The sequence below is a fragment of the Morganella morganii H1r genome, from assembly GCF_000633515.1.
GTDB classification, from domain to species: domain Bacteria; phylum Pseudomonadota; class Gammaproteobacteria; order Enterobacterales; family Enterobacteriaceae; genus Morganella; species Morganella morganii_B.
Map to the genome: position 1 here is coordinate 57,507 of NZ_AYMP01000031.1, position 22,328 is coordinate 79,834.

Here is a 22,328-nt window from a genome sequence, read left to right on the forward strand (position 1 = left end):
TCGCTGTTCAGATAAAAGCGCCGCATCATCATGCGGCGCTTTTTTACTGGTAACGGATGGTGTAATTCAGGAGCGTTTCCGCTGTGCCCGGTTCAATACTGTCCTTTGTCTGCACAAAAGCGGCCTGTAGCCGCAATACGGCCCGCTGAGCAGTGACTTCATCAAACGAAAGCGCTTCCCCGAAGGTTACCGGCCTGCCGTTATGGGTCAGCCGGACCCCCGCACCGGACGCACTGCCGTTTCCCCGCGTCAGTTTCAGCGTTCCGGGGCTGTTTTTTGCCGTGAACGCACTGCCCGACAACCGGATATCCGCCTGCGTCAGAGAGTTGCATTGCAGTGCGATAGTCAGGCTGCGGATACTTCCCGGTGCAACAGACCCTTTACCGCTGAAATCCGTCCGTGATACCGGCCCCAGATCCACCCCGGTATCTGTCTGCGGATCAAGATCACAGGAATGTTGCCGGACCGTAAATCCGCCCAGATGTAACCCGGATTCAACAATATGATACCGTTCCCACGGCCACTGTCCGTCAACACGCATTGAGAGCTGCCCCAGATAACCGCCGGGATGATGTGCCGTTATTTGCGGTTTCAGTTTATAAAGAGTGACCATAACACGGACCCTGTATGGCTGAGACGGCTCCATCCCGCTGCTGATCGTACACAGCCGTTTATTGGCACGGTTGTTGTCCGGCGAGTCACGGCCATCCACATAACGTGACGACTTCATACATTCCGGATGCTCCGCCACCGCCCCCAGGCTGTAACCAATACCACCGGGAAGTTCATAGATTGTTTGCCCTGAGGCGTGCTGTATTTTGTTACCCGGCATGCCGCCCACCAGCACAAATTCAATCGCTTTACCCGGCTCAATCCGGCACTGATAGACATCAATACTGTCAGACAGTATCATCTCCCCGATAATGCCGCCAATCGGTACATGATGAGCCTCACTGATAATCCCGCCGGGAATACGGAGTGTGGTTTCCGGTGTCATCAATGTACAATTTTCCTCTGCGGTGGCAGACAGGCTCAATCCGGCTGTCAGCCACAAAAAAAGCCCGGCACGGCATAATGTTTTGATCTGAATAAACATGGTAACTCCTTTACTGACACATCAGCGGGAACGTGATCAATCCCTGCTGTTCCGGCGGGATTGAAAAATCCGCTTCGCACTGTTCCTGCGCCGCTTTTCCCCAGACCGCCTGCAAACGCCCCTGTGCCGGTAATCCGCTGAGATACACGTCCCCGTCTTCACCGGTAATACCGCTGACGCTGCTTCCGTCTGCTTTTCTGATTTTGACACGGGCAGCGAACGGCACGACACCCTGCCGGGTTCTCAATGCAAAAATGGCACGGAAACCGCTGTTCACCGCAAAACGGACAGACACTACGGCACCTTTTGACGGGATCACCTGCACAACCGGATCATCCGCATCCGCATTATCCGGCAGGGTTTCCGGGTCGATACGGACAACATTCCGGTGATAATGACTCAGTTGCGGAATCACACTGAATCCGGCGTTGTCTGTCCGTGCGGCGCTCCGTGATACTATACCTATTCCCCCGGTACCGCCGGTATCAGCCAGTCCGCTGGTTTCCGCCAGCGGGCGTGACAGCGTGATGCCTTTTTCATGAATAATCAGCCCGCCCTGAATATCTCCGCTCAGCATGTTTTGATCATAGCTGTGGTTAATTCTGCCGCGGATATCAGCCAGATCATGTCGCCAGCGCAGTTCTGCCCCCCGGTCATGTACCGTGTTTTGCTGCTGATAACGGTGCGTGATTGCGTATCCGAGGCGCTGCTCTTCACCCAGTAATCCGCTGACGGATGTCTGCAGAGAGGATTGTCCTGCCCGCTGCTGGTAATGAAAATGACTGCGCACCTGCTGACCGGCAAAATCCAGCGGCACAGACAGGGAAAAAGAGACCCGTTTATCGGCTTTCCGGTAGTGACCTCCGGTACGGTACTGTGCATTCACGCCGTAATGTATCCGGCCGGCCCGGCTGAAATAGCTGATATCGCGGTTGATCAGTATCCTGTCTCCGTACCCCTCATGTCCGGTACGGTTATAATGATATCCTGCCGATACCACGCCGTTATCGCCCGGTAACGGCTGTGTCAGCCGGACCTGCCATTGCCGGGAACGTTGTTCATGACTGCCGCCGGTATGCAGCAGTGTGGCGGTCAGCGGAAAAAAATTCTGATAATTTAACCGGTAACGCGGATAATGTTGTGCTGTTGTGTGACGCATCAGAATATCGGCGGAAACCCCGCCTGCCGCCCCCATATTGATACCGGCACCCGCCCCGCTGCTCAGGGCATGCTGTGCCGCGTAACCGCCGCCGTATAATGTCAGAACAGAATTGATGCCATATGCCGCCGTGCCCTGCACAAACAACGGTTTTTTGCTGTTTCCGTACCGGTTACGCTTTCCGGCATCCAGCGTATATCTGAGCCGCCCTTCCCGCTGCATGACAGGAACGGCAGTACCATACTGCATAAAATGCTGCACAGTACCGTCTGCTTCCTCAAGAGTGATATCCAGCACCGAGCCCTGAAAAGTGCTGTTCAAATCATCAATCACAAATTCACCGGCGGGTAGTGTTTCACGGTGAATAACCATGCCCTGCTGCCTGATGGTCAGTTCCGCACTCTGCCCGGCGATACCGCGGATAACCGGCGCATACCCCTGCTGACTCAGCGGATACATATCCCCTTGTGAAGCCAGCCGGATCCCCCTGAATGCGCGGCTGTCAAACAGCACATCACCGCTGAACAGTTCCCCCAGCTGTAACTCACTGCGCAGAGGGGCAATGGCCCGGTACATCCACAGCCGTTCTGATTGCCATGCCATTTTCCGGTCTCTGTATTCTGCTCTGCTGTGATGGCGAAGCCGCCAGAATCCGGCATTAAAACCACTTTGCATTAACAGGGTATGTCCGGTGTGATCACTGAACCGGCTGTTTTGCCGGGAAAAGCGGTAATCATAATTGAGCATAAATGCAGTAATCCCGGGTTCCCATAATGAAGCATCCGCTGCCCGTTGTTCATCAGTCAGAAAAAAACGCTGCGGGATCGTAATATCCAGAGCCTGCTGTGCCGCATCAAAATTCAGCACAACTCCGCTGACCAGCCCGGCAATATCCGTAACCTGCTCTGTATTTTCCATTCCGGCAAATGCAGGCGATGCATCAGGCCGTAATCCCCATGCCAGCCATTGCTTTCGGGTTACCACCGGCAGCAATATTTTTTGCTGCGGATGATAATAAAATTCCAGCCATTGGCCGCCCGTTACCCGCTGATTAACCCTGACTGATACAAAATAGCGCCCTTCTTCCTGAAACTGCCGTTCACGCAGATAATTAAATCTCGCGGAATCCATCACCGGGTTATCACCGTTCAGACCCAGGGCTGCCGGATTAAAATACGGTGCAGCCGGGGCCTTTTCCGGAAAAAAGCCCGGAAGCAGCACCAAAAGAAAAAAATAAGGTGTTTTCAGTTGCATAGTATTATTATTTTTTAAACGTCACAGGTTTGGATATAATTCCGCCGAAATCAGAAATATAGCTGGCTGTGATCGTGTCATTAGAATGAATCGCTGTCAGCGGCACAGTTAATGATTCAAATGGAACAATCATGTCCGAAACTGTATATTCTTTATCATTAACGGTAAAATTTCTGACAGTAATATGGAAAGGTGTATTATTAATTATGTTTATTTTATTTCCTTTCTGTTCATACCTCAGGTCATTATAATCAGGTTCAGTTAATCCTGCAGGACGATAAAAGAATTTAAATTTTGAATTGATAACAACATGAAGTTTATTTTTTCTGTGTTCTTGTGTTTCCGGAATCCCCCGGATGTTCAGCCAGAGTAATGTTTCTCTGTCTTCCGGAAAGACGGCCTGTTTCAGCATAACACGCAGAATACCTTTTTTCCCCGCATCCAGCTGAAAGAGAACCGGGGTAAGAATAAAATCCTTACTTTTTGTAATGCCATCCGCTTTTTCAATCCATCCCTGAATTAAGTAAGCTGTTTTTTTATCGGTATTATCAACAGGAACCGCGATCATTTTTTTATCCTGCGGATAAATAAACCGGGTTCCGCCAACAACAATACCCGCCATTGCCGGCCCCGTCATCAAAAAAACAAGAATAATAAAAGTAAAATAATTTTTCATCGTGCAGATTGTCCGCGGCGGCAATCGCAATTGCCGCCGGTATTAACAGTTACTCGTAAGAAACGATGTAGTTAATCGTTGCATTACCCGCGCCCGGTGTTGCCAGTCCGGTAGCCTGATAAGCTGCGCTGTAGGTCAGTGTGTAATCACGGGTATCATTTTTCAGTACAATATCCTGATAAGCGGCACCCGGTGTTACCGGCTGATCCTGTTTATCAATTACCATAATGCCGACGTTACCGGCATTCTTCTCACCGGCATCCAGTGCGAATAATGCAGCATTATCTTTATGCGCTGTACCACTCATCTGGATTTTTAATGATGCCATGGATAATGAACAGTCTGTCACAGCAATATCAAATTGTTCTGCCGGTGTTCTGTCATCTCTGTTTTTCAGTAACTTTGCAGAATGAGTACCGAGGTTGACCTCAATATCCTTTTGAGCGATATCACAACTAGAATCTGTAATTTCACCCTTAAATATAATATGACCATTGATCTCAACAGGATCTTCAGCCGGCTGTTCACCCAGGATTTCATCACCATCTGCTGCTAATGAATTAACTGACAATAAAAAAAGAGAAGAGATTAATAATTTACTTTTGAAACGAGACATAAATAATTACCTTTGAAGTATATCAATTATATATAATTTTAATGATATGAATTATCTTATTAAGACTATCTGCACCGGAATCTGACAGGCGTAAAAAACATATCAGTAACAGTTAAACAAATATAAAACAAAAAGCAGATAATGAAGAATAAAAAACATTATATCATCGGAAAGGATTTTACTGTTTTATGAGGCTATTTTATTTAATAAAAAAGCCACCTTTTATTCAGGTGGCTTATTGATATTTAATTAATATGTAAATTATTTATTTTTTCATATCCAATGCCGTTAATTCTGCGATCCGCATAATCACAGAAACAGCCTGTTCCATGCCTTCCAGCGAAATAAACTCATGTTTACTGTGGAAGTTATACCCGCCGGTAAACAGATTCGGACACGGCAGACCACGATAAGAAAGTTGTGCGCCGTCAGTACCGCCGCGGATAGGTTTGATAACCGGCTCAATATCGCAGTCAATCATCGCCTGTTTGGCCAGTTCAATCACATGCGGGTGTTTCACCACATGGTCGCGCATATTGTAATAGCTGTCATCGATCGTCAGCTCGATATAGCAGTCCGGGTGCAGACCTTTACCGACTTTTTCGGCAATCGCGATCATGTTGCTTTTGCGTTTTTCAAAGTTGTTACGGTCAAAATCACGGATGATATAGTGCATTTCCGCGCGTTCAACGGTGCCTTTGATGCTTTGCAGATGATAGAACCCCTCATACCCCCCGGTATTCTCCGGGGTTTCTTCCGGCGGTAATTCGCTGTGAATACGGGTTGCCAGCGACAGTGCATTCACCATCACGCCTTTGGCGCTGCCCGGATGCACATTATTGCCCTCAATGCGGATGGCAACCGCCGCCGCGTTGAAGTTTTCATATTCCAGCTCCCCGACACCACCGCCATCAACGGTATAAGCCCACTGCGCACCGAATTTTTTCAGATCCACATACTGCGCGCCGCGGCCGATTTCTTCATCCGGCGTGAAAGCAATGCGGATATCGCCGTGCGGAATATCGCTGTTTTTCAGGCGCACCACCGCGGTGATGATTTCCGCAATACCGGCTTTATCATCTGCACCCAGCAGGGTTTTACCATCGGTCATAATCAGGGTTTTACCCAGCATGGTGTGCAGCACCGGGAACATGACCGGCGACAGCACTTCGTCACCGATGCCGAGTGCGATATCACCGCCACGGTAATTTTCCAGAACCTGAGGATTCACATTACGCCCGGAGAAATCCGGAGAGGTATCAAGGTGAGAAATAAAACCGATAACCGGCACCGGCCAGTCAATATTCGCCGGTAACGTTGCCATCACGCAGCCGTTATCATCCAGCGAGACATCTGATAACCCCAGCGTTTTCAGCTCTTTTTCCAGAGCACGCGCCAGCCTTAACTGACCGTCGCTGCTTGGTGTCAGCTTGGCTGACGGCTTCGACTGCGTGTCAAAAGAGACATAACCGAAAAAGCGCTCCAATAACTTATCCATGTGTTCCCCCAATAACATTGATTTCTTATTATCGGGGAAACATAAATTGAGTTATTGCGTCAAATCAGATTTAGTGTTGTTAATCTGTGCCAGCAGCTGACGGACATATTCCGGCACCACCTGCCCGGCAGGGCCGTAGTGACACTCTTCAAACTCACTCTGCACCTTACTCGGCTCCAGATTGAGTTCCACCGTGTGTGCCCCGCACAACCGTGCCTCATGGACAAACCCGGCCGCCGGGTAGACATGCCCGGACGTGCCGATGGCGATAAAGATATCCGCATCATTCAGTGCCTGATAGATTTCATCCATGCCGAACGGCATTTCACCGAACCAGACAATATGCGGGCGCAGCGGTGACGGGAACTGACAACAGTGGCAGCGCTCATCAGCAGACAGGTCACCGGTACACGACTGAACCTGTCCGGACATCGCACAGCGGATTTTGAGCAGTTCGCCGTGCATATGGATAATCCGCTCACTGCCTGCCCGTTCGTGCAGGTTGTCAATATTCTGGGTGACCAGCAGGAAGTTATCCCCCAGCACCTGTTCCAGCTCCGCCAGCGCGAGATGTGCCGGGTTCGGTTTCACCTCAGGGGACTGTAACTGACGGCGGCGGTCATTATAAAACTGCTGCACCAGACGCGGGTTGCGGGCATAGCCTTCCGGTGTCGCCACATCTTCAATATTGTGCTCTTCCCACAGTCCGTCTTCCGAACGGAACGTACGGATCCCTGACTCGGCGGAGATACCTGCGCCGGTCAGCACAACAACTTTCGGTTTAAACTGATCCATTTTTCCGGCCATCCATTTGTCACGATAGAAAAAGCGTAAGTGAAAACGCTGGCGCAGGATCCGCCGCTGTTTGCGTAACTTTCTTAATCGGTGCGTTCTGCGCATAATCCGGCCTTTGTTCATCATTGTCTCCGTTCAGGGTAATGCATCCGCACTTCGGATTCAAAAATCATTATAATTCCTGCGGGCTTTACTGCCCGCTCAGAATACGTGCCGGTTCAAGGCGGCAGGCGCGTCTCGCCGGATACCAGCTTGCCAGCAGGCTCAGCACAATGGTGGTCAGAACCACATACAGCAGGTCTGTCAGCCGCAGCTCCGACGGCAGAAAATCAATAAAATAGACATCACCGGACAACAGTTTATGACCGATAAGGAATTCAATACCACGGATAAGCGGTGTCAGGTTCAGTGCTGCCAGTGTGCCGAGTACCGCCCCGCTGATACAACCAACCATGCCGGTCAGCAATCCGTACCAGAGGAAAATAGCGCGGATCAGGCTGTCTTTCGCGCCGAGGGTGCGCAGAATGGCGATATCCCCGCTCTTGTCTTTTACTGCAATAATCAGGGTAGAAACGATATTGAAACACGCCACGCCAATCACCAGAATCATGGCCAGATACATAATACTGCGCACTAACTGAATGTCGCTGTACATGTAACCGTATTCGTTGATCCAGCTTTTATAAAAGACATGTTCACGGCTGGCTTCCGCCGCCCGCAGCACCACGTCATTAGCGTTGAAAACATTATCCACGCGGATTTCAATCCCGGTGACACCCTCACCGTAATCCAGATACTGTTGTGCATCCTCCAGCGGCAGCAGCGCCAGCCGGTGATCCAGCATACCACTCAGACGGAAAATCCCCGCAACCTGTAACCGGATACGCTTCGGCTGTAACAGGCGCTCACTGCTGTCGTGATTCGGGATCATGATAGTAAGCCAGTCACCCCGGGCGACACCGAGAGATTTCGCCGCGCCGTCACCGAGGATTATCTGATTTTTCCCGGCCTGAAAATCCGCCCAGGCATTATCCGCAACAAATGCCGGCAATCCGCTCACCGACTTCTGAGTGACCGGATCCACGCCCATCAGCTGCATGGCCTGTAATTTGCTGCCTTTCTCCGCCAGTCCGGTAAATTCAATATACGGGCTGGCCGCCATCACCCCGGGGGTATTTTTGATCCGCAGCAGGCTCTGCGCCCAGGTATCAAACGGTTGTTCAACGGTAGAGATCTGCCCCTGAGGCACCACAGAAAGCACCCGGTTCTCCAGCTCACGCTCGAAGCCGTTCATGGCACTCAGCCCGATAATCAGTACCGCCACCCCGAGCGTGATCCCCAGGGTGGAAATGACGGAAATCAGCGAGACCATCCCCGCCCGTTTCCGCCCTTTGCTGAAACGCAGCGCAGTCAGTAATGACAGCGGTAGTACATTCATAGCGCCGTCTCCGGCTGTGCATTCAGAATACCGTCGCGCATTTCCATCTGCCGCCCCATTTTCGCCGCCAGAGCGAGGTCATGAGTGACCACCAGGAAGGCGGTGCCGAGGGTTTTATTCAGTTCGGATAACAAATCAAAAATACTCTGTGCATTGCGCTGATCCAGGTTACCGGTCGGTTCATCCGCCAGCACCAGTGACGGCTTATTCACCAGTGCACGGGCAATCGCCACCCGCTGACGTTCCCCGCCGGAGAGCTCAGACGGCCGGTGATGAGCGCGCGCAGCCACACCAACCCGCTCCAGCATTTCTCCCGCCTGCGCCAGTGCTTTATCCCGCGCCATACCGCCGATCAGCAGCGGCATTGCCACGTTTTCCGCCGCCGTAAAATCAGGCAGCAGGTGGTGGAACTGGTAGATAAAGCCCATTTCTTCATTGCGCAGCGCCGACAGCGCATTCTGGCTCATGGCAGAAAGTGCCGTGCCGTTGAAAATCACCTCACCGGAGGTCGGGGAATCCAGCCCGCCGAGCAGATGCAGCAGCGTACTTTTCCCCGAGCCGGAACTGCCGACAATCGCCAGCATATCCCCGCGCCGGAGTTCAAAATTGACCTGTTTCAGGACATCAGTTTCCACTGTGCCCTCATGATAGGATTTGCATAACTGACGACATGCCAGTAATAACTCACTCATAACGTAAAGCCTCCGCGGGTTGTACCGCTGCCGCCCGCCACGCAGGCCAGAGTGTGGATAATAAAGAGATAAGCATGGCTGCCGCGCCGATAGTGATTACGCGCAGCGGCTCAATGACCGTCGGCAGCGCGATTCCTTTCGGGATCAGCCCCAGCAGCGGCATCAGAATATTCAGTTGTGAAGAGAGCAGCGTGCCCAGCAGAACGCCGATTACTGAGCCGAGGATCCCCGCCCCCGCGCCCTGAATCATAAAGATCAGCATAATTTTGCCGCGAGTCATACCCAGCGTTTTCAGAATGGCCACTTCAGTCTGTTTTTCCATCACCAGCAAGGCCAGTGAGGTAATAATATTAAATGCGGCCACGGCAATAATCAGGCTGAGCAGCAGCCCCATCATATTTTTCTCCATGCGCACCGCCTGAAAAAACTCACCTTTCTGCACGCGCCAGTCGGTCCAGACCAGCCCTTCCGGTAATATCTGCTGACTGAGACTGTCCACCTGCAACGGCTGTGACAGATAGAGACGCCAGCCGGTAATATTACCCGCCGGATAGCGCATCAGACGCGCCGCATCCTCCTGATTCATCAGCACCTGAGTGTTATCGGATTCACTGCCGGAGGAGAAAAAACCCGCCACGGTAAACAGGCGCTGGCTCGGGATACGTCCCATCGGCGTCAGCTGTGACACATTCGGCACCAGGATACGGACACTGTCCCCGCGCTTAAGCCCCATGCGTTTCGCCACGCCTTCGCCGACCACCACATGATATTGTCCTGCCGCCAGGTCGGACGGCCGGGTATTCACCAGATAATCCAGCAGCGGTTCATCCCCCTGCGGATCAATTCCGGTCACGGAGGCGATCCCCACATTGCCGGTGCTCTGCAATACCACGTCACCGGTGACAATCGGGGCGGTTTTTACCACATCACGCAGCCCGGCGAGTTGTGAGACCGGATGCGTCTGCGGATCCAGCATGCCGTTTCCGGTGGTGATGACCGCCTGCGGCATAAAATCGAGGATACTCTGCTGCAATGAGCGTTCAAAACCGTTCATCACGGATGTCACGGTGATAAGTGCTGTCACCCCCAGCGTGATGCCGATAGCGGAAAGCAGCGAAACAAAACGGGCAAAGCGATCCGTGCCGCGTCCCCGCATGTAACGCAGACCGATTAAAAATGAGACAGACTGAAACATGAAATCTGAACGCCCCTGTTGCCAAAGCGAAGTGTTCAGGGATAATAAAGGCTCCGGTTGATGAATGGAACCACTCCCGCCCGTTTGCGGTAGTTTTTTTTCATTGACGGTCAGCGTGTTGCCGGTATCAGACCACCTCCGGACCGGCGGCGCGGCGGCCTTTTATTGCCCGGACAAGCCACTCCGGTATGGCAGAACTTTGTTACCTGACAGAAACACGCAGCCCGATGGAAAACCGAATGTCGCTGAAAACACGCTATGAACTCCCGGCCCGTGCCGCAGACACCCGCCAGCTCGGTGAAATGACCGGCGCAGCCTGTGCGGTGGAAACCGCGTCGATAATTGAACAACACGACGGCCCCGTCATCCTGGTCACCCGCGATATGCAGAATGCCCTGCGGCTGCGGGATGAAATCCGCCAGTTTACCGCACTCCCGGCAGAAACCCTTGCCGACTGGGAAACCCTGCCGTATGACAGCTTCTCGCCGCATCAGGAGATTATCTCCAACCGGTTATCCACGTTATACCGCCTGCCGACTCTGGAAAAAGGCGCTCTGATCCTGCCGGTCAATACACTGATGCAGAAAGTGTGTCCGCCTGAATTCCTCACAAGTCATGCCCTGGTGATGGCAAAAGGGGAAAAACTGTCGCGGGACAAGCTGCGTGAAGAGCTGGTTCAGGGCGGTTACCGCAGTGTCGAACAGGTACTGGAGCACGGCGAGTTTGCCATTCGCGGGGCATTGCTGGATCTGTTCCCGATGGGCAGCGAACTGCCGTTCCGGATTGATTTCTTTGATGATGAAATCGACAGCCTGCGTACCTTTGATGTCGATACCCAGCGAACCCTCGATGAAGTGAATGCGATCAATCTGCTGCCCGCTCACGAATTCCCGACAGATAAAGACGCTATCGAGCTGTTCCGCAGTCAGTGGCGCGAAACCTTTGAGGTGCGCCGCGATCCGGAACATATTTATCAGCAGGTCAGCAAAGGTACCCTGCCCGCCGGTATCGAATACTGGCAGCCACTGTTTTTCACCGCACCGCTGGTACCGCTGTTTGACTATCTGCCGGATAATACGCTGCTGGTAACCCAGGATTTGCAGGAATCCGCCGATCGTTTCCGCCGTGATGTGCAACAGCGTTTTGAAAGCCGGGGTGTGGATCCGATGCGGCCGTTACTGCCGCCGTCACAGCTGTGGCTGACGCCGGAAGAACTCAATCAGCAGATGAAAACGCTGCCGCGTGTGCAGCTGAATAATGACAAACTGCCGCGTAAAGCCGCCAATACCAACCTCGGGTATACCGCGCTGCCGGATCTGAAAGTCAACCCGCAGCTGAAATCCCCGCTTGACCCGCTGCGCCGCTTCCTGGAAAGCACCGACGCTGCCGTGATTTTCTCGGTGGAAAGTGAGGGACGGCGTGAAAGCGTGCAGGAACTGCTGGCGCGGATCAAAATCAAACCGGCGGAAATCCGCGCGTTACAGGACGCAACCGTGCCGGGCATTTATGTCATGATCGGTGCTGCCGAACACGGTTTTGTTGATAATGACCGTCAGCGTGTTCTGATCTGCGAAAGCGATATGCTGGGTGAGCGCGTGGTGCGCCGCCGTCAGGACACCCGCCGTACCATTAACACCGATACCCTGATCCGCAACCTCGCGGAACTGCGCCCCGGTCAGCCGGTGGTGCATCTGGAGCACGGGGTCGGCCGTTATCAGGGATTAACCACCCTGGAAGCCGGAGGGATCAAGGCAGAATACCTGATCCTCACCTACGCCGGAGAAGACAAACTGTATGTGCCGGTGTCGTCGCTACATCTGATCAGCCGCTATGCCGGAGGCGCGGATGAAAGCGCCCCGCTGCACAGACTCGGTGGCGAAGCCTGGAGCAAAGCGCGTCAGAAAGCGGCAGAAAAAGTCCGTGATGTGGCGGCACAGTTACTGGATATTTATGCACAGCGGGCCGTCAAACCCGGCTTTGCTTTTAAGCATGATCGCGGACAGTACCGCGAGTTTTGCCAGTCCTTCCCGTTTGAAACCACCGCAGATCAGGAGCAGGCTATCAATGCGGTGCTGAGTGATATGTGTCAGCCGGTGGCAATGGACAGACTGGTGTGCGGTGATGTCGGTTTCGGTAAAACCGAGGTCGCAATGCGGGCGGCCTTCCTCGCCGTCCATAACCACAAACAGGTTGCTGTGCTGGTGCCGACTACCCTGCTCGCGCAACAGCACTATGATAACTTCCGTGACCGTTTCGCCAACTGGCCGGTGCGGATTGAAGTCCTGTCCCGTTTCCGCAGTGCCAAAGAGCAGCAGCAGGTGCTGGATGATACCCGGGAAGGTAAAGTGGATATCATTATCGGTACACACAAGCTGCTGCAGAGTGATGTGCACTGGCATGATCTCGGCCTGCTGGTGGTGGATGAAGAACACCGCTTTGGTGTCCGCCATAAAGAACGCATCAAGGCGATGCGTGCCAATGTGGATATCCTGACCCTCACCGCCACCCCGATCCCGCGCACCCTGAATATGGCGATGAGCGGCATGCGGGACCTTTCTATTATCGCCACCCCGCCGGCAAGACGGCTGGCGGTGAAAACCTTTGTCCGCCAGTATGATGAGCTGGTGGTGCGGGAAGCGATTCTGCGTGAGGTACTGCGCGGCGGTCAGGTCTATTATCTCTACAATGATGTGGAAAACATTGAAAAAGCCCGCGACCGTATTGCGGAATTGGTGCCGGAAGCCCGTGTGGCCGTCGGCCACGGACAGATGCGTGAACGCGAGCTTGAGCGGGTCATGACTGACTTCCACCATCAGCGTTTTAATGTGCTGGTATGTACCACGATTATTGAAACCGGTATCGATATTCCCAGCGCCAATACCATTATCATCGAACGGGCCGATCATTTCGGGCTGGCACAATTGCATCAGCTGCGTGGTCGTGTCGGGCGTTCACACCATCAGGCCTATGCCTATCTGCTGACACCGCACCCGAAAGCCATGACTACCGATGCCCATAAACGCCTGGAAGCAATTGCGTCTCTGGAAGACCTGGGGGCCGGATTTGCCCTCGCCACGCATGACCTGGAAATCCGTGGTGCGGGTGAACTGCTGGGCGAAGATCAGAGCGGTCAGATGGCCAGTGTTGGTTTCACGCTCTATATGGAGATGCTGGAAAGTGCGGTCGATTCCCTGAAAAGCGGCAAAGAGCCGTCACTGGAAGACCTTACCCAGAGCCAGACCGAAGTGGAGCTGCGTATGCCTGCCCTGCTGCCGGAAGATTACCTGCCGGATGTCAGCATGCGCCTCTCCTTCTACAAACGGATTGCCAGCGCGCGCAGCGATACCGAACTGACCGGGCTGAAAATTGAGCTGATTGACCGCTTCGGTCTGCTGCCGGATGCCGGTCGTCACCTGCTGGCGGCAGCGGGTCTGCGCCTGCAGGCACAGGCGCTGGGGATCCGCCGGATTGAGGCCCAGGAAAAAGGCGGTTTTGTTGAGTTCAGTGAGAAAAACCATGTCGACCCGGCGTATCTTATCGGGCTGCTGCAAAATAACCCGAAACAGTACCGGCTGGACGGCCCGTCAAAACTGAAGTTTATCTGTGACCTGACCGACCGCAGCAAACGTATTGAGTTTGTCGCCGATTTACTGACCGCCTTTGCCGCTCATCCGGTATAACGCACAACATCCTCTCTGTCAGGTGCCGGTTTTGGCCGGTACCGCCGGAATGAATAAAAATCCACTTATTGTGAATATTAATTTGCAAGGTGATTATTAGTTCGGTTAGTATTTACCAAAATATAATGACAACAACAGGGTAAATACTATGGATCGTCGTTCGTTTCTGAAATCAACAGGGATCGCATTCGGTGGCTTAACGGCTGCTTCTCTGATCAGCACCGGTCATGCCGCCACTGATACCGTTTCTCCCGCGGTTAACGCCGCCCCCCTCAGTGCAGAAAATCCGCTGCTGCTGAACTTCAATGAAAACTCACTGGGGATGTCTCCGAAAGCCCGCCGGGCGATTATTGATGCCCTTCCCGGCGCGTTCCGCTATCCGGATGCCGCCCGCGAAGCGCTGATTGAACAGATTGCCGCGCACTTCTCACTGACACCGGCGCACATCAGCCTCGGAAATGGTTCCTCGGAAACCATTCAGGCGGCTGTACAGATGCTGGTGGCGGATGCGCAGAAAAAACAGCAGCCTGTACAATTGATTGTGCCGGACCCGACCTTTAATTATGCCGAACTGTATGCTGAGCCGCTGGGCGTGAATATTGTCAAAGTGCCGCTGAAAGCCGATCTCTCTTTCGACCTTGCGGCCATGCAGGCGATTGCGGATAACTTTGCCGGTCATTCCGTTATCTATATCTGTAACCCGAATAACCCGACCGCGATGGTTACCCCGGCATCACAACTCGCGCAGTGGGTAAACCAGGCACCGCCACAGCAGAATTTTATTATTGATGAGGCGTATGCGGAATTTGTGTCTGATCCGCAATTTAAAAGTGCGGTTGAATGGGTGGCTGCCGGAAAATCCAATATTATTGTGACGCGGACATTCTCGAAAATATTTGCCCTGGCCGGGCTTCGTATCGGTTACGGTATTTCCGTGCCGGTAGTAACAGAGCAGATAAATAATTTCAATTCTATCGATAATACTAATATAGCAGGTGCCGTTTCCGCACTGGCATCCCTGAATGATAAACCGTTTATTGATTACAGTCGTCATTCAACGGATGTATCACGGGAAATTGTGGCAACCGCACTGAAGGAATTAAATCTGCCTTATGCCCCCTCACAGGCTAATTTTATCTTCCATAAAGTCAGCGGGGATGTAAAAACCTATCAGCAGCGGATGAAAGAGAATCATATTATGGTCGGCCGTGAATTTCCGCCGGTGACGGGCTGGAGTCGCCTGACATTAGGTACACCGGAAGAAATGCAGCAATTTGTGGCGGTATTAAAACAATTTCGTCAGAAAGGCTGGGTTTAATTTCCGGTTACTTTAAATAAAAAATGATGGATACCGGTTTGCCGCATTAACCGGTATTTTCTTTTTTTGTCCGCAACGCACTTTATTTCGCGTTATTCAGTCCGGGTAAAATGATCAGCCGCCCGGTGTTATCCACCGGCATGACATCACCGGGATTATAATTGATTCTCACTCTGCCGACGGTATCTTTGATTTTATACACCACATCATAGCCGATAATCCGGTGCTCATAGGTGTAAGCCATGGTGCAGGAGCGGTATGTCGGGCCGCCGTACACCTTTGGTGCGTGCAGCAGAGTTTCATACAGCAGATACGGAGTACAGACCTGTTCTGTCGGATGGACGATATCCAGAAGGTCTCGTTTATACGGGCCGGGCATGGTTGTCAGATCACAGTATTCATGACGCACCGGAACCGTTGCCATAATAGGTTCGGATGAAAGCACCTCAGCAACAGCGGGATGCTTATTCTTTGTCACAGCCAAAAAAATAATGACCACAAAAATAACAAGAAGAAGCACAAGTCCTGTGAATGTTATTCGTGATAATGGTTTCCGTTCAATTTTATTCATTGTCAAATTATATAAATATCCAGCGGTGATAATTAGGATTATTCCTACCTGTAACCGGTTTATTTTTAACATTTAATCTTACCGGACTATATTCCCACAGCACCGCTAAATAAAAGTTAAATAATAATGATGAAACAAAAATTCTGTCCCTGTAATTTATTAATTCAACCTGACTGTATGTGTACTGACAACGATCAACAATAATTAATAAAAAGCAGTATCTGCCTTATTTTATGCATTACCACAGGAATTATCTGTTAGTGATGATACGAAATCGCTGCTGAATAATACATTTTCCGGTTTTACATCAAATCCGTGAAATATCTGTTTCCATACTTTCAGCGGGGTTTATTATTATAAAAAATGACGCCCTGAGGCGTCATTATCGGAGGAGATCAATTAATGTAATTTCAGCCGCGGACGGATAATCCGGTTTATACCACCGACCAGCATCATCAGCCCGGTTTTAATATAGCCGTGCAGCGCAATCTGATGCATACGATACAGCGAAATATACATCACACGGGCAATACGTCCTTCAATCATCATATTGCCGCGCATCAGGTTACCCATCAGGCTGCCGACCGTACTGAACCGGGAGAGGGAAACCAGTGAGCCGTGATCTTTGAACACATAATCCTTCAGCGGCTTATCGCTGAGTACTGCAAGGATGTTGTGATAACAGCGGGTTGCCATCTGGTGTGCTGACTGTGCGCGCGGCGGAACAAATCCCCCTTCTTTTTTCGGGCAGGATGAGCAGTCGCCGATAGCGAAAATTGCGTCATCACGGGTGGTCTGGAGTGTTGGTTTAACCACCAGCTGATTAATACGGTTAGTTTCCAGCCCGCCAATCTCTTTCAGGAAATCCGGAGCCTTGATGCCCGCCGCCCAGACCATCAGACTTGCGGTGATATGCTCGCCGTCTTTGGTGTTCAGACCGGATTCATCGGCACTGGTGACCATGGTCTGCGTCATCACACGCACACCCAGTTTGGTAAGCTCCTGATGTGCGGCACCGGCAATTTTCGGCGGCAGTGCAGGCAGAATACGCTCACCCGCCTCCACCAGCGTCACATTCAGTGCATCGGTATTCAGACCTTTAAAACCGTAGCTGTGAAGCTGTTCAACGGCATTATACAGCTCCGCTGACAGCTCCACCCCGGTCGCTCCGCCGCCGACAATCGCGATATTCACTTTGTCGCCTTCGCCGTGGCTGGCGGAGTATTTCAGGAACAGGTTCAGCATCTCATTATGGAAGCGGTTCGCCTGTGACGGGCTGTCGAGGAAGATACAGTTTTCTTTGATCCCCGGGGTACCGAAATCGTTGGAGGTGCTGCCCAGCGCCATGACCAGGATGTCATAATCCAGGTTACGCTCCGGTACCAGCAGGTCGCCGTTGTTGTCACGGATTTCCGCCAGGGTGATGTTTTTGCTGTCACGATCCAGACCGGTCATTGAACCCAGCTGGAAATTGAAATAGTGGTTGCGGGCATGCGCCAGGTAGCTCAGGGCATCCACGCCGTCATCCAGAGAACCGGTCGCCACTTCGTGTAACAGCGGTTTCCACAGGTGGCTGCTGTTGCGATCGACCAGTGTGATTTCCGCTTTTTTCTTCTTACCTAATTTGTGGCCGAGTTGCGTTGCCAGTTCCAGCCCGCCTGCGCCACCGCCGATAATCACAATCTTCGTATTCGGTGTAGTCATAACATCCTCTGAAAAATAATCTAACGTTATCTCAGGGCTCTTCATAAAAAACAGTGAGATAACATCAGACAAAACTGAATCGTGTCACACCATGGTATACCACAACAGGTAATTTGGTCATACCATATTTGATCATAATCAAATTTTGGGTAATCCGGCGGGAAAATGCAAACATTATTTTAAATTTAGCAAAATAATTTTACTTTTGGTTTACCTCTGATGCTTTCTTTAATCACCGGATTAACTTCTCAGCGCAGCGGATAATAAAAGCCAGTTATCTTGCTGATTCAGAAAAAGAAAGTTATTGATATAACGCAATGACCGGAACGATACGTAAGAGAAGGATCACAGGAAAGGCAGATTTGAGACAGGAATCGCTTCAGTTGCAGGGGAAAAATACCGCGCCTTCCGCAGGCGCGGCTGTTTTACAGAGAGGCGGTGTTATCAGGCTTTTTTAAACGCGGTTTTAAACTCTTTGATTTCCTGTAAATGACGGGACATATCCTTAAACTTATGAGTCTGTTCCTCATCCCAGATAACCTGATAGTACGGTGACAGGGTATCATGCGCACGCTGGTTATCCAGCGCCTCATCATTGCGGGACAACAACACCAGGCAGTTCTGCCGGTTCAGGGTGCGGAAATCCGAAATACACTTGGTCATGATATCCAGATACTCTTCCGGGCGGTCGATTTTGCCTTCCATATTTTCATACGGAAACAGGTTCGGGTTCACCATCACCTGACGAATTCCGCACAGATACCCGACACGTTCAGCCCAGAAGCCCCCCAGCCCCACGCCCAGCACAATGGCCGGTCCTTCGCTCTGTTTTACCGCTTTATCCACTTCAGTCAGCAGATATTTCATGTCATAACGCGGATGCAGCGTGCTGTAACTGATAAAACGGACATCGGGATCCGCAAATTTCAGCTGCATCACTTTTTCATGATTGCCCGGGCTGGTTGAATCAAATCCATGAAGATAAATAATCATGCTCGCTCCTGCCATTGTTCGTGTAATACGGATAGGGTTTTGTTCGCCTGCTGCCAGCGCTCACTGCGCTGCAGTTCAGCCAGATCATAACCTTTACCCCGATGATACAACTTATCAATACGTTGTGCCGTGATAACAGGCAAATTATCAAGGATAGTCACAGCACCTTTGCGGTTATTACAGACCAGGATCATATCGCAGCCCGCGTCCAGTGATGCCTGACCACGCTCCGCATAGCCGCCCATCACCGCCGCCCCTTCCATTGACAGGTCATCGGAGAAAATCACCCCGTCAAACCCGAGCTGCTGACGCAGTACCGATTTCAGCCAGTAAGAGGAACCGCTCGCCGGACGATCATCAATCTGTGTGTAAATCACATGTGCGGGCATCACAGCATCAAGCAGGCCACGCTGGATAAATTCGCGGAAAATCGCCATGTCTTTACCGCGGATCACCGCCGGGTCGCGCTCATCACGCGGTGTTTCTTTATGGGAATCCGCACTGACCGCACCGTGTCCCGGGAAATGTTTACCGGTACTCGGCATCCCGGCACTGCGCATACCGCGCACAAAGCGTTCCGCCATCTGCGCCGCAATGTCGCCGTCCTCATGGAACGCACGTGAGCCGATAGCCGCGCTGGCGTGTCCCAGATCCAGCACCGGCGCGAAACTGATATCAATATCCATGGCGATCATTTCCGCAGCCATCAGCCAGCCCGCCTCTTCCGCCAGCGCAGAGCCGGTCAGCAGGTCATTAAACAGGGCAAAAGACTGTGCCGCAGGCAGACGGGTAAAGCCGTCTTTAAACCGCTGAACGCGGCCGCCTTCCTGGTCAACCGCAATCACAACCCGGTTGTCGCGGGTAGCTTCACGGATCTGCCGCGTCAGTTCACGCAGCTGTGCCGTGTCATGGTAATTACGGGTAAAGAGAATCACTCCCCCGACTGAAGGGTGGCGCAGGATCTCGCGCTCTTCGCTGTCCAGCTCATACCCTTCTACATCTAACATTACAGGACCCATAGTGACACCTCGTTATATTTACCTGAGCCCGGCGGCGGCTTTCAGCACGGCCGGGTATTGCAGAAACTGCGGGTCGCCGGTTTGTCCCCAGCGGCTCTCAAACCACATAACCATCATATAATCTGCCCGTGCCTGCCAGCGGCAGGTCTGCGCCAGTACGCGCTGCGGACAGTGATAAGCAGAATAATAACGCAGAAAAGTGTGAATTAACGTCAATGACCAGTGATTGGCACGAAAAAGTGTGGCGAGAGACAGACCGATATCCGTGTCAGCGGCATATTCCCAGTCAATCAGATGCAGCTCCCCCGCTGCCGTCACGATATTACCGGGGTGGATATCCATATGTGCAGGCGCCAGTTTCAGCGGCTGAGGCTCGGCTTCACGCATAAAGTGACGGTGGATACGCAACAGCTGCGGGGTACGGCGGCGTTTGTCGGTCAGGTGAAAATGGCGATCTGCCTGCGCTTTGAGCGGCAGACGATACCCGGTAAGCGGCTGGTTATGCAGATTGCTGACCAGCGCCGCCAGCTGCGGGATAAAGCCCGGTTGCTGTATCTGTTCCGGCGGCAGTGTTTCCCCCTCCACCCGGTACAAAAGCAGCCAGCCATGGCTGAACCCGGCCACGCGCGGGGCAAGGCCGCTGTCACGCAGACGGTGCAGGATCCGCGCCTCTTTCTGACGGCTGACACCGATATCCGCACTGTGCACGGTCTGTGCTCTGCCAATCAGAGACACACCTTTTTGTTCAATACTGACACTTTCCCGCGTCAGCCCGTGCAGCGGACGGATTGTCCAGCCGCCGGCAGGCAGTGCGGGAAAGTGTTCAGCGAGGCATAACAGTAACGCGCGGTTACTGCTCAAGCACCGCGCCCTTACCGGACCAGATGATTTCACCGCTGCTGACAGACATCAGCTGCATCTCCATCTGACGGGCCTCACGGGTACCGGTCACCACACTGTACAGCACATAGTCGGCATTCAGATAACGCGCCAGACCAATCGCTTTACTGCGCAGGGTCAGTGTGTCGTTGTCGCCCATGCCCAGCACCGACATAGCACTGCTGACCGTACCGGCCGGGATCACATTCAGTACCCCGGTTTTTCCGATGGTATTCATCAGCGCGCCGGTCGCAACGCTGGTTTGCAGACTGCTGTTGGTTTTATTACCGACTTTATTCACCAGCAGCGTGCTGCCCTGATTCACACCATCGCTGTGAACCATCTGATTAACCAGTGGTGTAATACTCTGTTCCCACTCGATTTTTTTCATTTTCGGCGGAACCGGCACCGTATCCGGCGGCAGCGGCGGCGGTGTGGTATCCGTCGGCGGAGTTACGGAGCCCACCGGTACCGGTGGTGTTACCGGTGCCGTTGAAGGACACCCGGCCAGCAGCCAGACTGACGCTATCACACATAAAAGACGTTTCATCACTGTTCTCCTGTCCGCCGGTTATTTCGCCAGCATCGGCCCCAGATGATGGCCGCCGACCAGATGCATATGAATATGGAACACTTCCTGTCCGCCGTGACTGTTACAGTTTATGATCAGGCGGTAACCGTCATCCGCAATACCTTCCTGCTGTGCGATTTTAGCCGCAACCGTGATCATATGACCCAGAACCTGTTCATCTTCCGGTGTGACATCATTCACGGTAGGAATAAGGTGATTGGGAATAATCAGAATATGTGTCGGCGCCTGCGGGGAAATATCCCGGAACGCCGTCACGCTGTCATCCTGATAGACGATATCAGACGGAATTTCACGACGAATAATTTTACTGAAAATAGTTTCTTCGGCCATAACCTGCTCCTGTAATTAATCAGCCTGACAGATGTGTACGGATTTACCGGACAGACACCTGAAACAGACGGCAGAAATTGTCAGTGGTGATCTCAGCAAGCGCCTCAACGCTCACCCCTTTTAATACTGCCATATACTCCGCCACATCACGCACATACGCGGGCTGGTTCTCTTTACCGCGGAACGGTACCGGGGCCAGATACGGCGAGTCGGTTTCCACCAGAATGCGATCCAGCGGTACGATACGGGCGGCTTCGCGGATCTGCTCTGCATTGCGGAAAGTCACAATGCCGGAAAAGGAGATATAAAAACCTTCATCCAGCAGCGCTGAGGCCGTCTCTTTGTCTTCGGTAAAGCAGTGTAACACGCCGCCGCACTCCCCGGCCTGCTCTTCACGGATAATCGCCAGGGTATCTTCACGGGCATCGCGGGTGTGGACAATCACCGGTTTATTCAGCTCACGTCCGATACGGATATGCCCGCGGAAAACATCACGCTGAAGCGCGGCATTTTCTTTCTGGTAGTAGTAATCCAGCCCGGTTTCGCCGAGTGCCACCACCCGTTTATCTGCTGCCATTTCGCGCAGCTGAGTGAAATCATACGGTTCATCCAGATTCAGCGGATGAATACCGCAGGAAAAGGCCACATCCGGGCGCTCACCAATCAGCTCACGCATTTTTGTGTAACCCGGCAGGGTGGTCGCCACCGCCAGCGCGTATTTCACATCACGCTGCGCGGCCTTTTGCATAACATCGTCCACACTTTCATGCTTGTTTTCATAATCCAGGCAATCGAGGTGGCAGTGAGAATCGACTAAAAACAT

Annotated in this window: 19 protein-coding genes; 2 read left to right on the plus strand and 17 right to left on the minus strand. The window is 52.4% G+C overall.

All coding sequences use genetic code 11. The features are described from left to right. Positions 1–43: 43 nt before the first annotated feature. The 9 genes from U868_RS0117880 to lolC all read right to left on the minus strand — a co-directional run bounded on the left by U868_RS0117880 (position 44) and on the right by lolC (position 10,419). Positions 44–1,096, minus strand: a complete 1,053-nt coding sequence (locus U868_RS0117880) for a fimbrial protein (RefSeq protein ID WP_025154494.1) — start codon at positions 1,094–1,096, stop codon at positions 44–46. 10 nt (positions 1,097–1,106) lie between these two features. Beyond that, complete coding sequence (locus U868_RS0117885) at positions 1,107–3,509, minus strand: fimbria/pilus outer membrane usher protein (RefSeq protein WP_025154495.1); 2,403 nt, start codon at positions 3,507–3,509, stop codon at positions 1,107–1,109. 7 nt (positions 3,510–3,516) lie between these two features. Then, a complete protein-coding gene (locus U868_RS0117890; RefSeq protein WP_240182741.1) occupies positions 3,517–4,131 on the minus strand; it encodes a fimbrial biogenesis chaperone in 615 nt (204 codons plus the stop codon). Positions 4,132–4,234: 103 nt separating this feature from the next. Then, complete coding sequence (locus U868_RS0117895; RefSeq protein ID WP_025154497.1) at positions 4,235–4,801, minus strand: fimbrial protein; 567 nt, start codon at positions 4,799–4,801, stop codon at positions 4,235–4,237. 265 nt (positions 4,802–5,066) lie between these two features. Beyond that, positions 5,067–6,299 carry a peptidase T gene (gene pepT / locus U868_RS0117900; RefSeq protein WP_025154498.1) on the minus strand — a complete coding sequence of 411 codons (1,233 nt, stop codon included), beginning with the start codon at positions 6,297–6,299 and terminating at the stop codon, positions 5,067–5,069. A gap of 51 nt (positions 6,300–6,350) precedes the next feature. Then, positions 6,351–7,199 carry a Sir2 family NAD+-dependent deacetylase gene (cobB, locus tag U868_RS0117905; RefSeq protein ID WP_025154499.1) on the minus strand — a complete coding sequence of 283 codons (849 nt, stop codon included), beginning with the start codon at positions 7,197–7,199 and terminating at the stop codon, positions 6,351–6,353. Positions 7,200–7,284: 85 nt separating this feature from the next. Continuing rightward, complete coding sequence (lolE, locus tag U868_RS0117910) at positions 7,285–8,532, minus strand: lipoprotein-releasing ABC transporter permease subunit LolE (RefSeq protein WP_025154500.1); 1,248 nt, start codon at positions 8,530–8,532, stop codon at positions 7,285–7,287. After that, positions 8,529–9,224 carry a lipoprotein-releasing ABC transporter ATP-binding protein LolD gene (gene lolD, locus U868_RS0117915; protein WP_025154501.1) on the minus strand — a complete coding sequence of 232 codons (696 nt, stop codon included), beginning with the start codon at positions 9,222–9,224 and terminating at the stop codon, positions 8,529–8,531. Before lolD ends, lolE begins: the two co-directional genes overlap by 4 nt. Then, the gene (gene lolC / locus U868_RS0117920) at positions 9,217–10,419 is read right to left on the minus strand and encodes a lipoprotein-releasing ABC transporter permease subunit LolC (protein WP_025154502.1); all 1,203 of its coding nucleotides are present in this window, start codon (positions 10,417–10,419) and stop codon (positions 9,217–9,219) included. The genes lolD and lolC overlap by 8 nt, the downstream gene beginning before the upstream one ends. Before the next feature lie 239 nt (positions 10,420–10,658). On the opposite strand from lolC, the gene mfd reads away from it, so the two are divergent. Both mfd and U868_RS0117930 read left to right on the plus strand, forming a co-directional pair. Next, the gene (gene mfd, locus U868_RS0117925; RefSeq protein WP_025154503.1) at positions 10,659–14,099 is read left to right on the plus strand and encodes a transcription-repair coupling factor; all 3,441 of its coding nucleotides are present in this window, start codon (positions 10,659–10,661) and stop codon (positions 14,097–14,099) included. A 148-nt stretch (positions 14,100–14,247) separates the two neighbouring features. Continuing rightward, positions 14,248–15,417 (plus strand): pyridoxal phosphate-dependent aminotransferase, encoded by a 1,170-nt coding sequence (locus tag U868_RS0117930; protein ID WP_025154504.1) that lies wholly within the window; start codon positions 14,248–14,250, stop codon positions 15,415–15,417. A gap of 82 nt (positions 15,418–15,499) precedes the next feature. On the opposite strand, the gene umoD is transcribed toward U868_RS0117930, so the two are convergent. The 8 genes from umoD to U868_RS0117970 all read right to left on the minus strand — a co-directional run bounded on the left by umoD (position 15,500) and on the right by U868_RS0117970 (position 22,328). Further along, positions 15,500–16,060, minus strand: a complete 561-nt coding sequence (gene umoD, locus U868_RS0117935) for a UmoD family flagellar biogenesis regulator (RefSeq protein ID WP_345840333.1) — start codon at positions 16,058–16,060, stop codon at positions 15,500–15,502. A 327-nt stretch (positions 16,061–16,387) separates the two neighbouring features. Then, positions 16,388–17,692 carry an NAD(P)/FAD-dependent oxidoreductase gene (locus U868_RS0117940; RefSeq protein ID WP_025154506.1) on the minus strand — a complete coding sequence of 435 codons (1,305 nt, stop codon included), beginning with the start codon at positions 17,690–17,692 and terminating at the stop codon, positions 16,388–16,390. Between the two features lie 444 nt (positions 17,693–18,136). Further along, the gene (ycfP, locus tag U868_RS0117945) at positions 18,137–18,685 is read right to left on the minus strand and encodes an alpha/beta hydrolase YcfP (RefSeq protein ID WP_025154507.1); all 549 of its coding nucleotides are present in this window, start codon (positions 18,683–18,685) and stop codon (positions 18,137–18,139) included. Further along, positions 18,682–19,704 (minus strand): beta-N-acetylhexosaminidase, encoded by a 1,023-nt coding sequence (gene nagZ, locus U868_RS0117950; protein ID WP_025154508.1) that lies wholly within the window; start codon positions 19,702–19,704, stop codon positions 18,682–18,684. Before nagZ ends, ycfP begins: the two co-directional genes overlap by 4 nt. An 18-nt stretch (positions 19,705–19,722) precedes the next feature. Next, on the minus strand, positions 19,723–20,565 hold the full coding sequence (locus U868_RS0117955; RefSeq protein WP_025154509.1) for a hypothetical protein: 843 nt from the start codon (positions 20,563–20,565) through the stop codon (positions 19,723–19,725). Continuing rightward, positions 20,555–21,133, minus strand: coding sequence for a penicillin-binding protein activator LpoB (gene lpoB / locus U868_RS0117960; protein ID WP_025154510.1), 579 nt, complete (start codon positions 21,131–21,133; stop codon positions 20,555–20,557). Before lpoB ends, U868_RS0117955 begins: the two co-directional genes overlap by 11 nt. Before the next feature lie 21 nt (positions 21,134–21,154). Continuing rightward, entirely contained in the window at positions 21,155–21,505 is a 351-nt protein-coding gene (gene hinT / locus U868_RS0117965; RefSeq protein WP_025154511.1) for a purine nucleoside phosphoramidase, read from the minus strand. A 43-nt stretch (positions 21,506–21,548) separates the two neighbouring features. Beyond that, on the minus strand, positions 21,549–22,328 hold the full coding sequence (locus U868_RS0117970; protein WP_025154512.1) for a metal-dependent hydrolase: 780 nt from the start codon (positions 22,326–22,328) through the stop codon (positions 21,549–21,551).